The following is an 18825-nucleotide window of genomic DNA, read 5'->3' as shown; positions in this document are numbered from 1 at the left end:
ATAGCGAGTCCTGACATCCAGAAAAGAAATGAAGGTTAACCAAGCCGCCAGGGGTTGGACAGCTCAGTCTTCGATCCGACCCAGCTCTTGCTGGGCGCTACGGTCGCCGGCGCGAGCCGCCTGGCGCAGCAGGTCATGACCGATACGGCGGTCACGGGCATTACCGCATTCGCGGCACATCAACTGACCCAGCCGGCTCTGCGCGGCGACTACACCTTGGCGGGCCGGCTGCTTGAGCAGGCGTCCGGCAAAGTGCTTGACGCTGGAGCTATGTCCAAGACGCGGATTGTCCAGCAACCACAGGGCAACCCGCAGGGAGAAACGCTTGGGTTCGGTAACACTTTCAGAGGTTGCGGTAACAGAGGGTGATACTGAGCGAAACTTCATAAAGCACTGTGGGGGCAGATCGGAAGGCGCGCCACTCTACTCCTTTTTTCGCCCGGGTAAAGCCCAAAAGACCCAGCACGCCCGTCCTAGAGCAAGCGCTTGGGACAATCCACAGAAGCTGTGGATAACTCAGTGGACAACCCCTCTTCAACCCTCGCAAAGCCCCATGAGACGGGCCTTCCAGTCAAACTGACGATTTTTTCACCAGCAAAAAAAAGCGATGTTTTTCATTGACTTAAATTCTCGAGACAGGCTAGGGGGCTAACTTCAGGCAAGGTGACAAGCGGGTGACAGGCTGCGCGATAAGTGTGCACAACCGTGCTGAAATTGACGCTGGCAACGCACTCTTTTCGCACACGCCCCAACCTGGGGGTTACACCGCCGGTTTCCCGACTCTCGATAAAAATTCACCTAGCACACTTGCGTTCCGCTCTTCAACTCAATACAATGCGCGCCGTTAGTACCAAGCTGAAAGTCAATTCTGGTCGAACAAGTCCCGTCGGCAGCACCTCGAAACGAGCAGCACGCCAACATCCAGGACCGACCATCTCGCTGGTTTCCAGGTAACACTCACCACTGCAGCGTCCTTGGAAAATTCTCCAGGCCGCGAGTGAGCTCCTTACTCTGACCGAACCAACCTGCAAATTGATCAGGATCTTCACCCTGGGCCCAGAACCTCTGCCCTTGTTGTGCTGCCTGACCTCCTAAGTACCTACCTGCCAGCCTTAGCGCAACTGTAATCAAAGCGCTGCAAACTGGCTGCTTTGTTCCAGACAGGTTCTTCGCCCGGCCCTTGGCGGCCAGCGTTACTGGAACGTTTTAACGTTGCACGGCTCTTATCCGTGTCATTTGTAGGAACAATAATTATGTCTACTCAAATCCAGACTCAGAATGCCATTCGTACCCTGACCAACGCTTTTGCACCACTGAACTGCCTGATCATGGCAACCCGCAAAAACGGTTTCAGCTTCACCCTGGTCAATGAACATGGAATCGCCCGTCACAGCGAACGCTTGTATCCCGACCAGTACTCCAGCGCCGAGCCGCTGCAGGCCGTGATCGAGCGCACGCGCCAGGCCCTGGTGGCCTGATCCGGCAACCGCCGAAAAGCCCGAAGCCCCGCTACTATGCGGGGCTTTTTTATGGCTTGTGATTTATCGGCGGCCTCGAGCGATCAAAGCACCAATCGATATAAGGTTTATAACAAGAGAACGAAAATGTTTTAAAAACAGGCCTTTACAGCACAGATATGACACTAAACTTCAACTCAAGCGGCCTGAACCGCTTCCGGCAAACCTGATCCTTCATTAGCTGCCAAGCGCCTTCAGGTTTCGCCGGCCATTTTCAATCCTCGAGGGCTTTATGGGTATCGCCGCCAGCGAGTTGTGCCGCTATGTGATACGCCCAACGCTGATGTACCTGGGTAGCCATAGCAAAACCGCTGAAGCCTTGTTATTGGGCATCGCTGCCAGCCAGTCGGAGCTGGGTTCGGCGCTGCACGATCGCCGTGGCCATGGGCTGTACCGCATCACCGAACCACGTCACCGGGCCCTCTGGGACCATTACCTGGCGCTGGACCCGGAACGAGCTAGTCTGGTTCGCGGATTGGCCAGCCAACATGCGTTTCTCAGCGGACCGCACCTGGAACTGACCGTCAACCTGCGCTACGCCACGGCGATCGCCTGGTTGCTGGTGGAAGAACAGCACACCGCGCTACCCGCTGCCGACGACTTGCTCGGCATGGCCCGTATCTGGAGGAAGACCTTTCAACCACAAGGACGCTTAAGAGACTTCACCTATGCCTGGCAAACCTGTGTTTCACCACTGAGCCAGGTGGCCTGCTGACGACGACTTTTACAAGATCAGAGAAAAAGCCTGATTTTGGTCGGATTGTCCTACAAAACCGCTCTAAATCAACTATTGCAGCCTATAGCGCCGGGGCAGAAATGTTGGTAGTTTTCGCCTCGGTGATCATCAGGAGTTCTAATAATGAAAAAAGTAATGCTCAAATCCACCATTGGCCTCGCCGTTGCGGTGGCGTCCAGCCAGATCTTCGCAAGCGGCTTCGCCCTTAACGAACAAAGCATCAGTGGCATGGGTACCGGTTTTGCCGGTCGTTCGTCTGCCGCCGATGACGCAAGCACTGTATTTGGCAACCCTGCCGGTATGTCCCGCCTGAAGAAGCAGCAGGTAACCGTGGGTGTGGCTGCGATCGACGCCTCCACTGACCTCAAGGACACCAGCGGCACCCAGAAAGGCAGCAACAAAGGTGACATGGTTCCTTTCACTGCCGTTCCGATGGGCTTCTACGTCAACCCAATCGATGAACACTGGGCGTTCGGTCTGGGGGTCTACGCGCCGTTCGGCCTCGTGACCAACTACGAGAGCAACTTCCAGGGCCGCAACTTCGGCAGCAAGAGTGAAGTCAAGGTCATCACCGTCCAGCCAACTGTCAGCTATGCCTTCAACGACAAAGTGTCGATTGGTTTCGGTCCTACCATCAACCGTATTTCCGGCGTACTGGAATCGGCCCTGACCCCCCCTATTTCCCCCTATGACGGCAACGTCAAGATCAAGGGCGACGACGTAGGCTACGGCTACAACATCGGCGTCCTGGTGCAGGCAACCGACACCACCCGCGTGGGCCTGACCTATCACTCGAAAGTGAACTACAAGCTGGACGGCCATACAGAAGTCACTGCCGCTCCGGGTAGCCCAGCCGCATTCCTGAAAAGCAACCGCTATGACGCCTCGCTGAAGATCGAGACCCCAGAATCCTACGACCTGTCGGTCACTCAAGATCTGAACGACGCCTGGAAGCTCTATGCTGGCACTACCTGGACCCGCTGGAGCCGCCTGAAAGATATTACCGTCAACAACGATGGCGTCTCTGCAGCGACTGGCGGCGCCCTTGCCCCACGCCTGGGCCTGGGCAGCATCAAGGAAGATCAAAACTGGCACGACACCTGGGCTTACGCCATCGGTACCTCCTACCAGCTGAACAAAGAATGGGTACTGCGTACCGGCCTTACCTTCGATCAGTCCCCAACCAACAATCATGATCGCTCGCCACGCATCCCCACTGGCGACCGGACCATCTTCAGCATTGGCGCAGGCTGGACTCCAATCGAAGAGCTGACCATCGACGTCGCTTACTCCTACCTCAAGGAAGAGAAAGTCAACGTCAACCGCAGCAACGCACTTGGCCAGACCTACAACGCCAAGTATGAAAACAGTGCGAATGGTTTCGGCGTAGGCGCTACCTACCGCTTCTAAGCCTCGAAGCCAGGCAACACGGCCCACTGAAAAGCCCCGGCATCCTCACGGATCCGGGGCTTTCTACTTTGCCGAACGGCCAATCAAGACCCCGACGCCAGCGCCTTCTCCACCGCCTCGAGCAACTCAGGGTCATCCGGCTTGGTCAGGCTGGAGAAATTGGCGACTACCTTGCCCTGGCGATCCACCACGTACTTGTAGAAATTCCACTTCGGCGCGCTGCTCTGCTGCGCCAGCACCTTGAACAGGTGCACCGCATCCGCGCCCTTGACCTTCTGTGGCTCGGTCATGGTGAAGGTCACGCCGTAATTGACATAGCAGACCTTGGCGGTTTCGGCGCCGTCCTTGGACTCTTGCTTGAAGTCGTTGGACGGCACTCCCACTACCTCCAATCCCTGGTCCTTGTAGCGCTGGTACAAGGCCTCGAGCCCCTTGAACTGAGGGGCGAACCCGCAAAAGCTCGCCGTGTTGACCACCACCAGCGGCTTGCCAGCGAACCGCTGGCACAGATCGATGGATTCCTTGGCGCGCAACTTGGGCAGCGAGCCCTGCAACAATGCCGGACAATCGGCGGCCCAGGTGGAGCCGGCAAAGGCCGCGAGCAAAACTGGAACGGCAAACCAGCGCATAGCCATGTCAGGTGTCCTTGAAAAGTCGTCAGGCCTCGACGTTACTCGCCCCTGTCGGCGCCTAGCAAGCGCCCATGCCCAATTGCATCAGCGCCATTCCACTGCGCTGCCAGCCCCACCAGGCCAGCAGCAATGACAAGGCGACCAAGCCCAGGCCGACCCACCAACCAATGCGTACCTTCATGCGGCGCTGGCCTGCAGGCGCGCCACCGGGCGCTCACGCACCGGCCAGTTGAGCGCCGCAGCCAGCAAGCTGAGGAGGATCGCCACCTGCCAGATCAGGTCGTAGCTGCCGGTCCGGTCGTACACCACGCCGCCCAGCCAACCACCTAAGAACGAACCCAGCTGGTGGAACAGGAACACGATCCCGCCAAGCATCGACAGGTTTCGCACCCCGAACAGGGTCGCCACCGTACCGTTGGTCAAAGGCACCGTGGACAGCCAGAGAAACCCCATGGCCATGCCGAACAGGTAGGCGCTGGCCTGGGACACCGGCACCCACAAAAACAGCATGATCACCACCGCTCGCAGCAGGTACAGGCCCGTGAGCAAACGCGGCTTGGAGAGGCGCCCACCCAGCCAGCCAGCGGTGTAGGTCCCGAAGATATTGAACAGGCCGATCAGCGCCAGCACCGTGGTGCCCACGGTAGCCGGCAAATGCTGGTCCACCAGGTAGGCCGGCAAATGCACACCGATGAACACCACCTGGAAACCACAGACGAAAAAGCCGAAGGCCAGCAACCAGAACCCTGAGTGGGAACAAGCCTCGCGCAATGCCTCCATCAGGCTCTGCTCATGCCCATGGGCGGGCAGCGGTTTGTCCTTGAGCATGCTCACCAGCGGCACGATCAGCGCCACCAGCACACCCAGCACCAGCAGCGCCGCCGACCAGCCCAGCCAGCCGATCAGGCCCAGGGTGCCCGGCAGCATGGCGAACTGGCCGAAGGAGCCGGCAGCGCTGGCCAGGCCCATGCCCATGCTGCGCTTCTCAGGCGGCAGCGCGCGGCCAACCACACCCAGGATCACCGAGAACGAAGTACCGGACAGGCCAATACCGATCAGCAGCCCGGCGCTCAGGGACAGCGACAAGGGCGAGTCCGCCAATCCCATGCACGCCAGGCCCACGGCGTACAGCACGCCGCCGATAAGTACTACCTTCGCCGCACCGAAGCGATCGGCCAGTGCCCCGGTGAATGGCTGGGCCAGGCCCCAGATCAGGTTCTGCAAGGCAATGGCGAAGGCGAAGACCTCGCGCCCCCAACCGAACTGCGCACTCATGGGCGGCAGGAACAGGCCGAAGCCATGCCTGATCCCCAGCGACAAGGCCAGGATCAACGCGCTGCCAAGAAGTACCCAACTGCTGGTACGCCACATCGCTGTCATTTTTATTCTCCGTCTACGGGTATATACCCGCTTGTGTTCGAACGAACCGGCCTCAGGCCAGTTCGTTCAGCAAGGCCAGCAGGGTTTCACGCTTTTCCACACCCAGGCGATCGATCAGTCGCTGCTGGGCCGCTTCCCAAGCCGGCAAGGCCGCAGCCAGGCATTCATGCCCCGCCTCGGTCAGTTGCACCAGGCGATTGCGCTGATCGTCACCCTCGATCAGGCGCACCAGGCCCGAGGCCTCCAATACCCGCACGTTACGCCCCAGGGTGCTGCGATCCAGGCCCATGGCCTCGGCCAGGCTGGAGATACTCGGCTGCTCGAGGCGCAGCAGGTTGTTCAGCAAGGAATACTGGGCGACGTTGATCCCGAAGCCATCGAGGGCGCCGTCGTAGAACCTGCTGACGCCACGCGCGGCGCGACGCAGGTTGGTGCACAAACATTGGGAGGGAAGCATGATGCGTGTATATACCCGCGAAATTTCCAGGACAACTGTTTTCAATAAAAATGCTGCTCGGCGCTCGCCTCAGGATAGCGCCAGGGCCAGCAGTACCGCGGTCTCCAGCAACTCCAGCAAGGCGCCGGCGGTATCACCGGTGGTACCGCCCAAGCGCTGCAGCATCAGTTGACGCAACCAGCAGAACACCACGAGGGCCAGCAACAGCGCCAACAAGCCGTGGTATCCCCCCAGCAACAGGCAACCCAGGACACTCAGGGCCAGCACTTGCCTGCCCGCCAGGCGTGGCAAATGATCGGCCAGGGCCTGGCCCAGTCCGCCGGCACGCACATAGGGCGTGCGGAGGAACAGGCCAAGCAAGGCCGCGCGTCCGATCAACGGCGCCAGTAGCAGAGCCACAGCTTGTTGCTGCTCGACCAGGGCCACCAGCGCCGCGAACTTGAGCAGCAGGACCAGGACCAGGGTAACCACGGCAATCGGCCCGCTGCGCGGATCCTTCATGATGCTCAGGGTGCGCTCGCGATCACCGAAGCCGCCCAGCCAGGCGTCGGCGCTATCGGCCAGGCCATCCAGGTGCAATCCGCCGCTGAGCAAGACCCAGGCAGCCAGCAACAAGGCTGCGTGCAGCAGCGGCGCAGCGCCACTGAGCAAGGCATTCAGTGCCCACAGCAAGACACCGAACAGCAACCCCACCAGCGGGTAGAACAACAACGAGCGCCCCAGTTGCTCGGGCTGCGGCATGCCCGGCAGGCGGATCGGCAAGCTGCTGAGGAACTGCAAGGCAATCCAGAACGGCAGCATCTCAGCCCTCCTCGCTCATCCGTCCCGCAGCCACTGTCAGGCCGAACCAGGCACCATGGCCCACTTCGACACTCAGCAACTGTTCACGGGGCAGCCCGCGGGCCCTGGCCAACAACAAGCGCATCACACCGCCATGGCTGATCAGCAGCACCCTCCGCCCGGCATGGGCCTGGTACAGGCTGTCGATCGCTGCCAGCACCCGTTGTGAAAAGCGCTCTACCGGCTCGCCTCCAGGCGGGGTAAAACCATAGGGGTCGGACCAGAAACGCCCCAGGCCCTCGGCGTCGGTTTGCATCAGGGCTACCGTGCTCCGCCCTTCCCAGTCACCGAAGTGCAGCTCCTTGAGACCCGGTTCCAGCAGCAGCGGCAGCTGCAGGCGCGCCGTCAGTTGCTCGGCAAAACTTGCGCAACGCTGCAACGGCGAGCTGACCACCAGGTCCCAGGGGCCGCGCCCCTCAACCCCGGCATGCATCTGCTGCCAGCCCCGCTCGGTCAAGGCGTCGTCCAGGCTGCCACGCAAGCCGCCACCAGACTCGGTCTCACCGTGGCGCAGAAGGTCCAGGCGCAAGGTCATGCCGGACGATCCGCCACAGCCGCTTCGGCGAAAGTCGCCATCTGCCCGTTCAAGTCGCAGGCCAGGCGCAGCAAGGGCACCGCCAGCGCCGCACCACTGCCTTCTCCAAGGCGCAGGCCCAGGTCCAGCAGCGGATCGGCCTCGAGCACTTGCAGCACATGCCGGTGCCCAGGTTCGGCGCCCTGGTGGGCGAACAGCAACCAGGGGCGGCAGCCTGGACTCAAGCGCACCGCCACCAGTGCCGCGACGCTGCAAATGAAGCCGTCCACCAGCACCGCGATGCCCTCCTGGGCACAGGCCAGGTAGGCGCCGGCCAAGGCCGCGATCTCGAAACCGCCAAGGTCTTGCAGCGCTTGCCAGGCATCACCGCGTGCCCCCTGATGCAAGGCAAGGGCTCGTTCGATGACCTGGGCCTTGTGGCTGACGCCCGCGGCGTTCAGCCCGGTACCTGGCCCGGCCAGCTGCGTTACCGGAATGTCCAGCAAGGCGCAGGCGATGGCGCTGGCGGCCGTGGTATTGCCGATCCCCATTTCCCCACCGATGAACAACTGGGCGCCCTGCCCACAGGCACGTAGCGCACTATCACGACCGGCCTGCAGCGCTTGCTCGAGCTGGGCCCGGGTCATGGCCGGGCCCTGGAGGAAGTTCGCCGTGCCCAGCCCCAGGTTCAGGTGGCGCACTCCAGGCAGCTCCAGGTTCGGCGTCACAGTGCCCAGGTCCACCACTTCCAGCTGCGCCGCCAACTGGCGGGCCAGCACGCTGATCGCGGCGCCACCATTGACGAAGTTCAGCAGCATCTGGCCGGTCACTTCCTGCGGATAGGCCGACACACCTTCGGCCACCACCCCGTGATCACCGGCGAAGATGGTGATCCACAGCTGCTCGATGGCGGGCTTGAGCCGGCCTTGCAAGCCCGCCAGGCGCACGGCCAGCGGCTCCAGCCGGCCCAGCGAGCCGGCCGGTTTGGTCAGCTGCTGCTGCCGGGCCAGGGCCTGCTCCACCACTTGGCTATCAATGGACTTGCACGGGTTCTGCCACCAGGAATTGCTCATAACGCGGGTCCTTTCAAAGTCAGGGGCAGGCCAGCCACCGTCAGCACCACTCGCTGACAGCGCTCGGCCAGGGCTTGATGCAGCCAACCGGCTTCATCCACATAGCGGCGAGTCAATTCGCCCAGCGGCACGACACCCATTCCGGTCTCGTTGCTGACAAAGATAATGTCTCCCGGCAGCTCGGCCACGCATTGCAGCAAGGCCTCGCGCTCGGCAGAAAGGCGCTGCTGGTCTTCGAGCATCAGCAGGTTGGTCAGCCACAGGGTCAGGCAGTCCACCAGCAGGCAGCGCCCCGGACTGGCCGCCTGGCGCAGTACCCGGGCCAGCTCCAGGGGCTCTTCGACCAGGCCCCAGTGCGCCGGACGGCGTTCGCGATGATGGGCGATACGCTGGTTCATCTCGCCGTCCAACGGTTGGCTGGTGGCGATATAGGTCACTTCCAGCGCACTGTCGTTGGCCAGTTTCTCGGCCAGGCGGCTTTTGCCGGAGCGGGCACCACCGAGGATCAGTTGCAACATGCTTGGGCACCTCTGAAAAGAAAACCGCACACGGCTGCGTGCCTACAGGCCACAAAGCCTACGCAATGCGGCGGTATCCAGGTGGCGCTCCACCAGGTCCGCCAGGCGTTCGATATCGCGCTCGCGCAAGGCCTGGTAATCCACCTGCTGGACATCCTCCAGGCCGGCCCAGCGCAACAGCGCGCCGCAGGCCGCTGGCGTCTCGAACAGGCCGTGCAGGTAGGTGGCGAGGATCTGCCCGTCGGCACTGCGGGCGCCGTCGCTGCGACCATCGTCCAGGCGCACTGCCGCCTGTTCCAGGGCAGGACCACGACTGACTCCGGCATGGATCTCGTAGCCGCTGACCGCAGCGTCTTCCAGGGTCAGGCGTCCACTGACGTTACGCAGCTGCTTTTGCGCCTCCAGCACGGTTTCGAAAGCCAACAGGCCAAGGCCCGGGCTGGAGCCCGCGGCACCTTCCAGCCCCAGCGGATCGTGCAATTGCTCGCCGAGCATCTGCAGGCCGCCGCAGATACCCAGGAGCTTGCCGCCGTAGCGCAGGTGCCGGGCGATGGCCTGCTCCCAGCCATTGGCGCGCAGGTAGGCGAGATCGCCGCGCACGCTTTTCGAGCCGGGGAGAATGATCAGGTCGGCGGCGGGTATCGCCTGCCCGGGTCCGATGAATTGCAGGTCTACCTGGGGATGCAGGCGCAGCGGATCGAAGTCCGTATGGTTGCTGATGCGCGGCAGCACCGGCACCACCACCTTGAGCAGCTGCTCGACCTTGCCGGCCTGGCGCTGGTCGATGCCGTCCTCGGCCTCCAGGTGCAGGTCCATGACATAGGGCAACACCCCGAGTACCGGCTTGCCGGTGCGCTGCTCCAGCCAATCCAGGCCCGGTTGCAGCAGGGCGATGTCGCCGCGAAAGCGGTTGATGATGAAGCCCTTGACCCGCGCCTGCTCGCTGGGTGAAAGCAGCTCCAGGGTGCCCACCAGGTGGGCGAACACCCCGCCACGATTGATGTCGGCGATCAGCAGCACCGGACAATCCACCGCCTCGGCAAATCCCATGTTGGCGATGTCGCCGGCCCGCAGGTTGATCTCGGCCGGGGAGCCGGCGCCCTCGACCATCACCACCCGGTACGCCTGGCGCAGGCGCTGGTGGGAGGCCAGCACCGCTTGCATGGCGATGGCCTTGTAGTCGTGATAGGCCACGGCATTCATGGTGGTCACCGCACGGCCATGGATGATCACCTGGGAGCCCGTATCGCTGTTGGGCTTGAGCAGCACCGGGTTCATGTCGGTATGGGGCGCGAGGTTGGCGGCCTGGGCCTGGACCGCCTGGGCGCGGCCGATCTCGCCGCCATCGGCGGTCACCGCGCTGTTGAGCGCCATGTTCTGCGGCTTGAACGGCACCACGCTGATCCCCTGGCGCAACAGCCAGCGGCACAGCGCGGTCACCAGGGTGCTCTTGCCCGCGTCCGATGTGGTGCCCTGCACCATCAGCGTGGTCATGGGTAGTCCTTGCGATAAGCCAGCAAGGCCTGCTCCAGGCGAGCGCACTCGGCCTCGTCGGCAGGCAGGCCGAAACGCAGGCTGCTGTTGTGGGCGAACAGGCGCAGGAGAATGCCGCGCCGGGCCATGAAGTGATAGAGCCGCTCAGCCTCGTCGGTGATCAGCCATTGGAACAACGCGCAACCGCCCTGGGGCTTGAAGCCGTAACGCTGCAGCACCTCCACCAACTGCTGGCTGGCGGCCTCGCTGCGCTGGCGCTGGCGGGCATGGCCGGCGACATCCCGCAGGCAAGCCTGCCCCAGGACTCGGGTCGGGCCACTGACAGCCCAGGGCCCTACCTGCTCGGCCAACAGCCGCAACAGCCGATGCTCGGCCAGGACGAATCCCAGGCGCACCCCGGCCAGGCCGAAGAACTTGCCGAACGAACGCAGGACGATCAAGCCCACCTGGTGGGCATGGCTGGCCAGGCTCAGCTCAGGCGTGTTGTCCATGAAGGCTTCGTCCACCACCAGCCAGCCACCGCGCTGGACCAGGCGTGCATGCCACTCCAGCAGGCGCTCGGGGCCGAGGCTCAGGCCTGTGGGATTGTTGGGATTGACCACCACCAGCACATCGAGACTGTCGAGAAAGAGGTCGACTTCCTGCTCCAGCACCTCGCGAACCCGATAGCCACTGCGACGCCAGGCTTCGGCGTGCTCGGCATAACAGGGTGACAGCACCCCGACCTTGCCAGTGCGACGCAAACGCGGCAGCAGTTGGATCGCCGCCTGGGAACCGGCCACCGGCAGTACTTCATTGGCGCCGTAATAGGCACAGGCCGCCTGCTCCAGGCCGTCGTCGGTTTCCGGCAGGCGGGCCCAGGCACGCAGCGGAATCTGCGGCAACGCGAAAGGCCAGGGGGCCAGGCCGCTGGACAGGTCCAGCCAGTCCTCTTCGGCGATGCCATGTTCCTGGGCCGCCCTGCGCAAACGCCCACCGTGCTCAAGCATAGAATTGCGCCCCCAGGCAAAGAATCAGCAACCACAGCCATACCCCACGCTGCACCAGCTGCCAGCCACCATCGATGGACCCGGCGCTGGCCGCTTCCCCCTCGCCCAATTGCGGGCGCTGGTGCAGTTCACCGTGATAGATTGCCGGGCCGCCCAGCTCTACCCCGAGGGCTCCAGCACCGGCGGCCATCACCGGACCGGCATTGGGGCTGTCCCAGGTCGGCCCCTGGCGATACCAGCATTTGAAGGCCAGCCGGGTCTTGCCCAGCAAGGCATAGGTCAGGGCCACCAGGCGCGCCGGAATATAGTTGAGCAGATCATCGATCCGCGCGGCAGCCCAGCCGAAACGCTCGAAGCGCTCGTTGCGGTAACCCCACATCGCATCCAGGGTGTTGCTCAGACGATAGAGCACCACCCCTGGCGCACCGGCCACGGCGAACCAGAACAAGGCGGCGAACACCGCGTCGCTGCCGTTCTCCAGCACCGACTCGGTGGCCGCGCGCGCCACGGCGGGGGCATCCAGCTCGCTGGTCTGGCGGCTCACCAGGAAACCCACCCGCCGCCGCGCCTCATCCAGGTCATCGCTACGCAGGGCCTGGGCCACCGGCTCGACATGCTCGCCAAGGCTGCGCAGCCCCAAAGCGCAATACAGCGCCAGGACTTCCACCAGCCAGCCGATATAGGGGAACCAGGACAAGGCCGTGGCCAACAGGGTGAGGGGCAGGACCGCCAGCACCCAGGCCGTGACGCCATGACTGCGCCAACCCCGCCCGGCGGCGTTGAAACGTTGCTCGATGCGATCCGCCAAACGCCCGAAGGCCACCAGTGGATGCCAGCGCTTGGGCTCGCCCAGCAGCGCATCCAGCGCCACCCCGGCGACACTCAGCAACGCCACGCTCATTGACTCACTCCCCAGTAATTCTCATACAGCAATTCATTCAATGGCCGGGGCTGGGCCCAGCCCTCCAGCGCGAGCATCGGCGCCGCATAGAACTCGGTGACCGGCCCCAGGCACAGCACGGCCAGGGGCTTGGCACCTTCGGGCAAGCCCAGGAGATTGGCCAGGGCCTGGGGCTCGAACAGCGATACCCAACCCATGCCCAACCCTTCGCTGCGCGCCGCCAGCCAGAGGTTCTGGATCGCGCAGGACAGGGATGCGAGGTCCATTTCCGGCAGGGTCCGGCGACCGAAGACATGCCGTTCCCGGCCGTCCATCAACGCGGCCACGAGCAATTCGGCGCACTCGTTGATGCCTTCGACCTTGAGCTTCATGAACTCGTCGGAACGCTCCCCCAGCGCCTCGGCGGTACGTACCCGCTCTTCTTCCACCAACTGCCGGATGTTGTCCCGCAGCGCACGGTCACTGATGCGGATAAACCGCCAGGGCTGCATCAGGCCAACGCTGGGGGCCTGGTGCGCGGCCTCCAGCAGGCGCTGCAACAACTCGGGGGCAACGCTGCCGCCGGCGAAATGACGCATGTCACGACGCTCGGCAATAGCGCGATAGACCGCCTCGCGCTCGGCCGCGGAAAACGCCTGTTCAGTCACACGCCAGGCCCTCGGCAACCCCTGGCCGGGGTGCGAACAACGCCGCCACCGCCACGGGATTGGATGGGAAGTAGAAGTGCACATAGGAGGCGGTCATGCGCCCGTCGCGATACACCGCCTCGGCACCCCGGCCACCATTGGGACTCGCCCCCCGGGCGATGGGCGCAAGCTCGGTACTGGTCAGGGAATGATGATAGGTATGCCCGCGCAGACTACCGTCCGGCAGGTCCACTGCCTGCAAGGCCAGGGCCGCCAGGCGCTTCTGCATCACCGCCTCGCCGGGCAACAGCCCCAGGAGCTCGGCACGCTGGCCTTCGACATCGGTCAGGGCATCGAGCAGGTACAGCATCCCGCCGCATTCGGCGAGCAGTGGCTTGCCGGCGGCGTGATGGGCGCGGATGGCCGCGAGCATGCCACTATTGCTCGCGAGTGCCTGATGGTGCAGCTCGGGGTAACCGCCAGGCAGGTACAGGCTGTCGGCCGCCGGCAACTCACTATCGTGGATCGGCGAGAAGAAACTCAGTTGCGCGCCCATCGCTCGCAGCAGGTCGAGGCTGGCGCCGTAGGTGAAGGCGAATGCCTCATCCCGCGCCACGGCGATCCGCACGCCCTCCAGCAGCGGCTCGCAGGCCACCGGAGCCGGCGCGGCAAACCCCACCGCCGGCGGCAGCGCCACCTGGCAACTGCTGGCCAAGGCCTCGGCAGCGGCATCCAGGCGCAGATCCAGGTCATTGAGTTCATTGGCCTGGACCAGGCCCAGATGGCGGCTGGGCAGCTCGATCGAGGTTTCCCGGGACAAGGCTCCATACCAGCGCAACCCCTCGGTCAGGCTGCCTTCGAGCAGTTGCGCATGGCGCAAGGTCCCCACACGGTTGGCCAACACGCCGGCGAACGGCAGGTCCGGCTGGTAGCGCGCCAGACCCAGGGCCAGGGCGCCGAAAGTCTGGGCCATGGCGGTGCCATCGATCACCCCCAGCACCGGTACGCCGAAATGCCGTGCCAGATCCGCGCTCGATGGCGTGCCATCGAACAATCCCATGACGCCCTCGATCAGGATCAGGTCGGCCTCGCCGGCGGCCTCCCACAGCAGGCGGCGACTTTCCTGCTCGCCCACCATCCACATGTCCAGCTGGTACACCGGGGCACCGCTGGCACGCTCGAGAATCATCGGATCGAGAAAATCCGGACCGCACTTGAACACCCGCACCTTGCGCCCCTGGTTACGGTGCAGGCGCGCCAGGGCGGCGGTCACGGTGGTCTTGCCCTGGCCGGATGCCGGAGCGGCGATCAATACCGCCGGGCAATGACGAACATCATTCATGGGTTCACGCTCACAGCTCGATGCCCTTCTGCGCCTTGATACCGGCCTGGAAGGCGTGCTTGACCATGCCCATTTCGGTGACGGTGTCGGCCAGTTCGAGCATTTCCGGCTTGGCCCCGCGCCCGGTCACCACCACGTGCTGCATCGGCGGACGGGCCTGCAGGTCGCTGAGCACCTGATCCAGGTCCAGGTAACCATGCTTGAGGGCAATGTTCAGCTCATCGAGTACCACCAGGCCGATCTGCGGATCGCGCAACAGCTCCCGGGAAACCGCCCAGGCGGCCTCGGCGGCGGCGATGTCGCGCTGGCGATCCTGGGTCTCCCACGTGAAGCCCTCGCCCATCACATGGAACCGTACCTGCTCGGGAAAGCGCCGGAAGAACAGCTCTTCGCCTGTGCTTTCGCGGCCCTTGATGAATTGCACCACGCCACAATGCATGCCATGCCCCATGGACCGTGCCAGCATGCCGAAGGCCGAACTGCTCTTGCCTTTGCCGTTGCCGGTCAGGACCAGCAACAGCCCGCATTCATTGGGCGAGTTGGCGATACGCTCGTCGATCACCGCTTTTTTGCGCAGCATGCGCGCCAGATGACGTTCGTCACGCTCGAGGGATTCACTCATGGAGCAGCTCTCCGTTGGGGCTTGGGGAACGGGGGGCAGGAATGGAAATGGACGGCGCAAGCCTGGCATCGCCCTCCGTGATGCCGTTGGATGAATCAGGCCGGTCTCCGGGCTCGTGAGCGGCACCACTGCCGGACTGCGCGCCTTCCCATGCCTGCTTTCGACACAGTGGCACTTGCGCAATCTTGACTCACCTACCGTTGCGGGGGCAGCGCCGGAATCGTCGCCGGCTCCATCGCTGGAACGGGCCCTGACCGGCTTCCCTGTTTCACTCTGTCGACCCGGGAGTCACAGAGCACCTGAAACAAGTCGCGAAGGTTAGAGGGTTGGGAATGGAGCGTCAATGAAGCGGCCCGCCGCACCCAACGGAAAACTGCACTGCATCAACAAACTGACGCCAATCTTGTGCCACACTGAAAGCAGTGATATCAAATAGCCACTTTCAGGACATGACGTCCCGTCACAACAATAAGGGGTGAGTTCGATGCAAGGCATGATCATCAGCAATCCAAGGCTGGAATTCCTGCGACCGATGCTGGAGCGCTGGTTCGATTGCATTGACCGCTACAACGCGATTCGCGGCGATAACGAAACCCCTTACTGGTTCGACGAGCAGGCCAACCTGGGACTGCTCTCGGCCGCGGCCTGGATGGCCGAGATGGTGACCCTGGAACGCAGCCCCAGCAAGAAGCAGCTCGAAGAAGGTGCGCGCAATGCCCGTACCGATCTGTACCTGGCCACCAAGGAAGAACGTGCCTACATCCAGGCCACCCAGCGCTGGCCACGAGTCAACAACCTGGCCCTGACCCAGGCCCTGCAGGATATCGCCAATGCAGCGAAGACCATCAGCCACCCCAGCGACCTGAAGCTTGGCTGCCTGTTCGTCGCACCTCAAAAGGCCCAGCACAGCGCGACCCCCGAGGAACTGCAAGACATGCTCGACGACCTGCAGAAGGAACACTGCTGCGCCGTGGCCTGGTACTTCCCGTATGCCTACCGCAAGCTGCACAACGAAGCCGGCCACTACCACCCCGGAGTGGCGGTATTGTTCAAGGAAGCTCGCTAAACACAAGGAACCCCAGGGCGCCCATGCTTCTCTATGATTGAATGTTCGCGCACTCATAGGGATATCAGCATGCTCAAGCCTCGCCATACCTTGCTCATCGCCATCGCCGCCGGCCTCGCCGCCTGCGGCGAAACCTCCAGCCTGCAGGTTGCGGACGGCACCGGCCCGAACCCCAAGCTGCCGGAACCCAACCCCACCCTGATCCCCACGCTGAACATCGCTCCGGCCATCGGTTGGCCCGAGGGAGCGAAACCGCTGGCCGCCAGCGGAACCCAGGTCAGCGCCTTCGCCGAGAATCTCGATCATCCACGCTGGCTCTATGTACTGCCTAACGGGGACGTGCTGGTGGCGGAAACCAACGCTCCACCCAAACCGGACGACAGCCGGGGCATCCGCGGCTGGGTAGCCGGCAAGGTGATGGGGCGCGCCGGGGCCACGGTTCCCAGCGCCAACCGCATCACCCTGTTGCGCGATGCCGACCACGACGGCGTGGCGGAGACGCGCAGCGTCTTCCTGGAGAACCTCAATTCACCCTTCGGCATGACCCTGGTGGGCAACGATCTGTATGTAGCCGATACCGACAAGCTGCTGCGCTTTCCCTACCAGAGCGGTGACACCAGGATCAGCGCCAGGGCCACCAAGGTAGTGGACCTGCCCGGCGGTACGCTGAATCACCACTGGACCAAGAATGTCATCGCCAGCAAGGATGGCAGCAAGCTGTACGTCACCGTCGGCTCGAACAGCAATGTCGGCGAAAACGGCCTGGACAAGGAAGAAGGCCGGGCAGCGATCTGGGAAGTGGACCGTGCCAGCGGCCAGCATCGCTTGTTCGCCACTGGGCTGCGCAACCCCAACGGCCTGGCCTGGGAGCCAGTCAGCGGAGCCCTCTGGACAGCGGTGAACGAACGGGACGAGATCGGCAGCGACCTGGTGCCCGACTACATCACATCGGTCAAGGATGGTGCCTTCTACGGCTGGCCCTTCAGCTACTACGGCCAGCACGTGGACGTACGGGTCAAACCCCAGGATCCGGCACTGGTGGCCAAGGCAATTGCCCCGGACTACGCCGTAGGGCCGCACACGGCCTCGCTGGGCCTGGCGTTCGCCACTGGCAGCAAGCTGCCCGCGCCCTTCACCGAAGGCGCGTTCATCGGCCAGCACGGCTCCTGGAACCGCAAGCCCCACAGTGGCTACAAAGTGCTCTTCGTGCCGTTCAGCGGCGGCAAGCCCCAAGGACAGCCGATCGACCTGCTCAGCGGCTTTCTAGATGCCGACAAAAACGCCATGGGGCGCCCGGTAGGAGTGGTGATCGACCAGCAAGGGGCCCTGCTGGTCGCAGATGACGTCGGCAACAAGATCTGGCGCGTGAGCGCTGCCAAGAAGCCCTGAGTTCAGCGCTTGCGGCACAGGGTCAGGCCATCCCCCAGGGGCAGCAGCGACAAATCGATACGCGGGTCATCCTTGAGGGCACGATTGAGCGCCTGGATGGCCCGGGTATCCTCGCTGGCAGGAGCCACCTCCAACACCCGCCCGCTCCACAAGGTGTTATCGAACACGGCCAGCCCCCCGGTACGCAGCAAGCGCAGCGCGAACTCCAGGTAAGCCGGGTAATTGGCCTTGTCGGCATCGATGAAGATCAGGTCGAAGGAATTACCCTGCCCCTGCCGCTCCAGGCTGGCCAGGGTTTCCAGGGCAGGCGCCAGACGCAGATCGATAAGCTGCTGGACTCCAGCCTCCTGCCAGTAACGGTGGGCAGTGGCGTTGTAGTCGCCGGGAAGATCACAGCAGACCAGCGAACCATCCCCAGGTAGCGCCTGGGCCATGCACAAGGCGCTATAGCCAGTGAAAGTGCCGACCTCCAGTACCCGGCGAGCACCGATCAGCTTGACCAGCAGGGCGAGGAATTGCCCCTGCTCCGGCGCAACCTGCCAGCGCGCAGTGGGCAAGGCCCGGGTTTCATCCCGCAGGCGACGCAGCAACGGCGTGTCACGCAGGGATACATCCAGCAGGTATTGATAAAGGGCGTCGTCGAGGTTGAGCGTACGAGCAGTCACGAACACCTCGACAAGAAAGGATTATGGATTGCGCGCCAGGTGTTCCGGCTGCAGCACGCGCTTGGCGCTCAGGTAGGCTTTCTGCCAGTAGGCCTTGGACAGGCTGTCGAGCTTCACCGTGCCGCCAGTGGCCGGGGCATGCACGAAGCGCCCTTCGCCGACGTAGATACCGGCATGGCTGACCTGGGAGCCGCCATTGGTGGCGAAGAAGATCAGGTCGCCGGTCTGCAAGGCATTCTTGCCGACATCCTGAGCCTGCATGCCGATCATTTCCCGGGTCGAGCGTGGCAGCGAGATACCTGCGGCATCGCGATACACGTAGCCGATCAGGCCACTGCAATCGAATCCGGAGTCCGGAGTGTTGCCACCCCAGCGATAAGGCGTACCCACCAGGCCCAGGGCGCGGAACAGCACGTCTTCGGCAACCGGTGAAAAGGTCTGGGCAGGGCTGAATACCGGAGTTCGCACCACGGGCGCAGGTGGCGGAGTACGGCTGGCGCAGGCGCTGAGCAGCGCGGCGAGGACAACAAGAGCGATACGGGCCGAGGTCGACATAAGCTGGACAATCCTGATCGGGATGCGGCTTTCTCTGCCGTGGTACTGAAAACAAAACCGCGTAAGCAGGGCTTACGCGGTTAGTTTCAACAATAGATC

At 63.4% G+C, this 18825-nt stretch carries 22 protein-coding genes and 1 riboswitch; of the genes, 5 read left to right on the top strand and 17 right to left on the bottom strand.

All coding sequences use genetic code 11. The features are described from left to right. Window positions 1-63: 63 nt before the first annotated feature. A complete protein-coding gene (locus tag AC3WK8_RS28055; RefSeq protein ID WP_083456928.1) occupies window positions 64-387 on the bottom strand; it encodes an SEL1-like repeat protein in 324 nt (107 codons plus the stop codon). Between the two features lie 866 nt (window positions 388-1253). Between AC3WK8_RS28055 and AC3WK8_RS28050 the strand changes: the two genes are divergently transcribed. From AC3WK8_RS28050 to AC3WK8_RS28040, 3 genes are all read left to right on the top strand, one after another. After that, window positions 1254-1478 (top strand): hypothetical protein, encoded by a 225-nt coding sequence (locus AC3WK8_RS28050; protein ID WP_022640209.1) that lies wholly within the window; start codon window positions 1254-1256, stop codon window positions 1476-1478. 271 nt (window positions 1479-1749) lie between these two features. After that, a complete protein-coding gene (locus tag AC3WK8_RS28045; protein ID WP_053133326.1) occupies window positions 1750-2232 on the top strand; it encodes a hypothetical protein in 483 nt (160 codons plus the stop codon). 144 nt (window positions 2233-2376) lie between these two features. After that, window positions 2377-3663 carry an OmpP1/FadL family transporter gene (locus AC3WK8_RS28040; RefSeq protein WP_103326534.1) on the top strand — a complete coding sequence of 429 codons (1287 nt, stop codon included), beginning with the start codon at window positions 2377-2379 and terminating at the stop codon, window positions 3661-3663. A gap of 83 nt (window positions 3664-3746) precedes the next feature. On the opposite strand, the gene AC3WK8_RS28035 is transcribed toward AC3WK8_RS28040, so the two are convergent. The 14 genes from AC3WK8_RS28035 to cobO form a co-directional block, all read right to left on the bottom strand. Further along, window positions 3747-4298, bottom strand: a complete 552-nt coding sequence (locus AC3WK8_RS28035; RefSeq protein ID WP_022640211.1) for a glutathione peroxidase — start codon at window positions 4296-4298, stop codon at window positions 3747-3749. 55 nt (window positions 4299-4353) lie between these two features. Continuing rightward, a complete protein-coding gene (locus AC3WK8_RS28030; RefSeq protein WP_256578573.1) occupies window positions 4354-4476 on the bottom strand; it encodes a hypothetical protein in 123 nt (40 codons plus the stop codon). After that, complete coding sequence (locus tag AC3WK8_RS28025; protein WP_085596842.1) at window positions 4473-5675, bottom strand: MFS transporter; 1203 nt, start codon at window positions 5673-5675, stop codon at window positions 4473-4475. Before AC3WK8_RS28025 ends, AC3WK8_RS28030 begins: the two co-directional genes overlap by 4 nt. Window positions 5676-5727: 52 nt before the next feature. Continuing rightward, complete coding sequence (locus AC3WK8_RS28020) at window positions 5728-6132, bottom strand: MarR family winged helix-turn-helix transcriptional regulator (RefSeq protein WP_022640214.1); 405 nt, start codon at window positions 6130-6132, stop codon at window positions 5728-5730. 69 nt (window positions 6133-6201) lie between these two features. Next, on the bottom strand, window positions 6202-6933 hold the full coding sequence (locus AC3WK8_RS28015; RefSeq protein ID WP_103326532.1) for an adenosylcobinamide-GDP ribazoletransferase: 732 nt from the start codon (window positions 6931-6933) through the stop codon (window positions 6202-6204). Between the two features lies 1 nt (window position 6934). Continuing rightward, window positions 6935-7507, bottom strand: coding sequence for an alpha-ribazole phosphatase family protein (gene cobC / locus AC3WK8_RS28010; RefSeq protein WP_103326530.1), 573 nt, complete (start codon window positions 7505-7507; stop codon window positions 6935-6937). Next, window positions 7504-8559: a nicotinate-nucleotide--dimethylbenzimidazole phosphoribosyltransferase gene (gene cobT / locus AC3WK8_RS28005; RefSeq protein ID WP_103326529.1), complete on the bottom strand. Its 1056-nt coding sequence runs from the start codon at window positions 8557-8559 to the stop codon at window positions 7504-7506. The genes cobC and cobT overlap by 4 nt, the downstream gene beginning before the upstream one ends. Next, window positions 8556-9077 (bottom strand): bifunctional adenosylcobinamide kinase/adenosylcobinamide-phosphate guanylyltransferase, encoded by a 522-nt coding sequence (gene cobU, locus AC3WK8_RS28000; RefSeq protein WP_022640220.1) that lies wholly within the window; start codon window positions 9075-9077, stop codon window positions 8556-8558. The genes cobT and cobU overlap by 4 nt, the downstream gene beginning before the upstream one ends. Window positions 9078-9119: 42 nt before the next feature. Continuing rightward, window positions 9120-10571 carry a cobyric acid synthase gene (locus AC3WK8_RS27995; protein ID WP_085596846.1) on the bottom strand — a complete coding sequence of 484 codons (1452 nt, stop codon included), beginning with the start codon at window positions 10569-10571 and terminating at the stop codon, window positions 9120-9122. Continuing rightward, complete coding sequence (cobD, locus tag AC3WK8_RS27990) at window positions 10568-11560, bottom strand: threonine-phosphate decarboxylase CobD (protein WP_085596847.1); 993 nt, start codon at window positions 11558-11560, stop codon at window positions 10568-10570. Before cobD ends, AC3WK8_RS27995 begins: the two co-directional genes overlap by 4 nt. After that, window positions 11553-12461 carry an adenosylcobinamide-phosphate synthase CbiB gene (gene cbiB, locus AC3WK8_RS27985; protein ID WP_103326528.1) on the bottom strand — a complete coding sequence of 303 codons (909 nt, stop codon included), beginning with the start codon at window positions 12459-12461 and terminating at the stop codon, window positions 11553-11555. Before cbiB ends, cobD begins: the two co-directional genes overlap by 8 nt. Continuing rightward, window positions 12458-13108 (bottom strand): 5,6-dimethylbenzimidazole synthase, encoded by a 651-nt coding sequence (gene bluB / locus AC3WK8_RS27980; protein WP_022640222.1) that lies wholly within the window; start codon window positions 13106-13108, stop codon window positions 12458-12460. Before bluB ends, cbiB begins: the two co-directional genes overlap by 4 nt. Beyond that, window positions 13101-14429: a cobyrinic acid a,c-diamide synthase CobB gene (locus AC3WK8_RS27975; RefSeq protein ID WP_103326527.1), complete on the bottom strand. Its 1329-nt coding sequence runs from the start codon at window positions 14427-14429 to the stop codon at window positions 13101-13103. Before AC3WK8_RS27975 ends, bluB begins: the two co-directional genes overlap by 8 nt. A 10-nt stretch (window positions 14430-14439) precedes the next feature. Then, window positions 14440-15051, bottom strand: coding sequence for a cob(I)yrinic acid a,c-diamide adenosyltransferase (gene cobO / locus AC3WK8_RS27970; RefSeq protein WP_022640225.1), 612 nt, complete (start codon window positions 15049-15051; stop codon window positions 14440-14442). A gap of 81 nt (window positions 15052-15132) precedes the next feature. Continuing rightward, window positions 15133-15369: riboswitch (cobalamin riboswitch) on the bottom strand. Window positions 15370-15535: 166 nt separating this feature from the next. Here cobO and AC3WK8_RS27965 point away from each other — a divergent pair. Together AC3WK8_RS27965 and AC3WK8_RS27960 are read left to right on the top strand one after the other, a co-directional pair. Continuing rightward, complete coding sequence (locus AC3WK8_RS27965; RefSeq protein WP_085596851.1) at window positions 15536-16117, top strand: hypothetical protein; 582 nt, start codon at window positions 15536-15538, stop codon at window positions 16115-16117. A 69-nt stretch (window positions 16118-16186) separates the two neighbouring features. After that, entirely contained in the window at window positions 16187-17506 is a 1320-nt protein-coding gene (locus AC3WK8_RS27960) for a PQQ-dependent sugar dehydrogenase (RefSeq protein WP_103326526.1), read from the top strand. 2 nt (window positions 17507-17508) lie between these two features. Here the strand turns inward: AC3WK8_RS27960 and AC3WK8_RS27955 are convergent, their stop codons facing one another. After that, window positions 17509-18171: a class I SAM-dependent methyltransferase gene (locus AC3WK8_RS27955; RefSeq protein WP_103326546.1), complete on the bottom strand. Its 663-nt coding sequence runs from the start codon at window positions 18169-18171 to the stop codon at window positions 17509-17511. A gap of 21 nt (window positions 18172-18192) precedes the next feature. After that, entirely contained in the window at window positions 18193-18726 is a 534-nt protein-coding gene (locus AC3WK8_RS27950; RefSeq protein ID WP_085596852.1) for a C40 family peptidase, read from the bottom strand. Window positions 18727-18825: the final 99 nt, after the last annotated feature.

The organism is Pseudomonas sp. FW507-12TSA (assembly GCF_058781435.1).
This window is presented reverse-complemented; position numbering and strand designations above follow the sequence as displayed.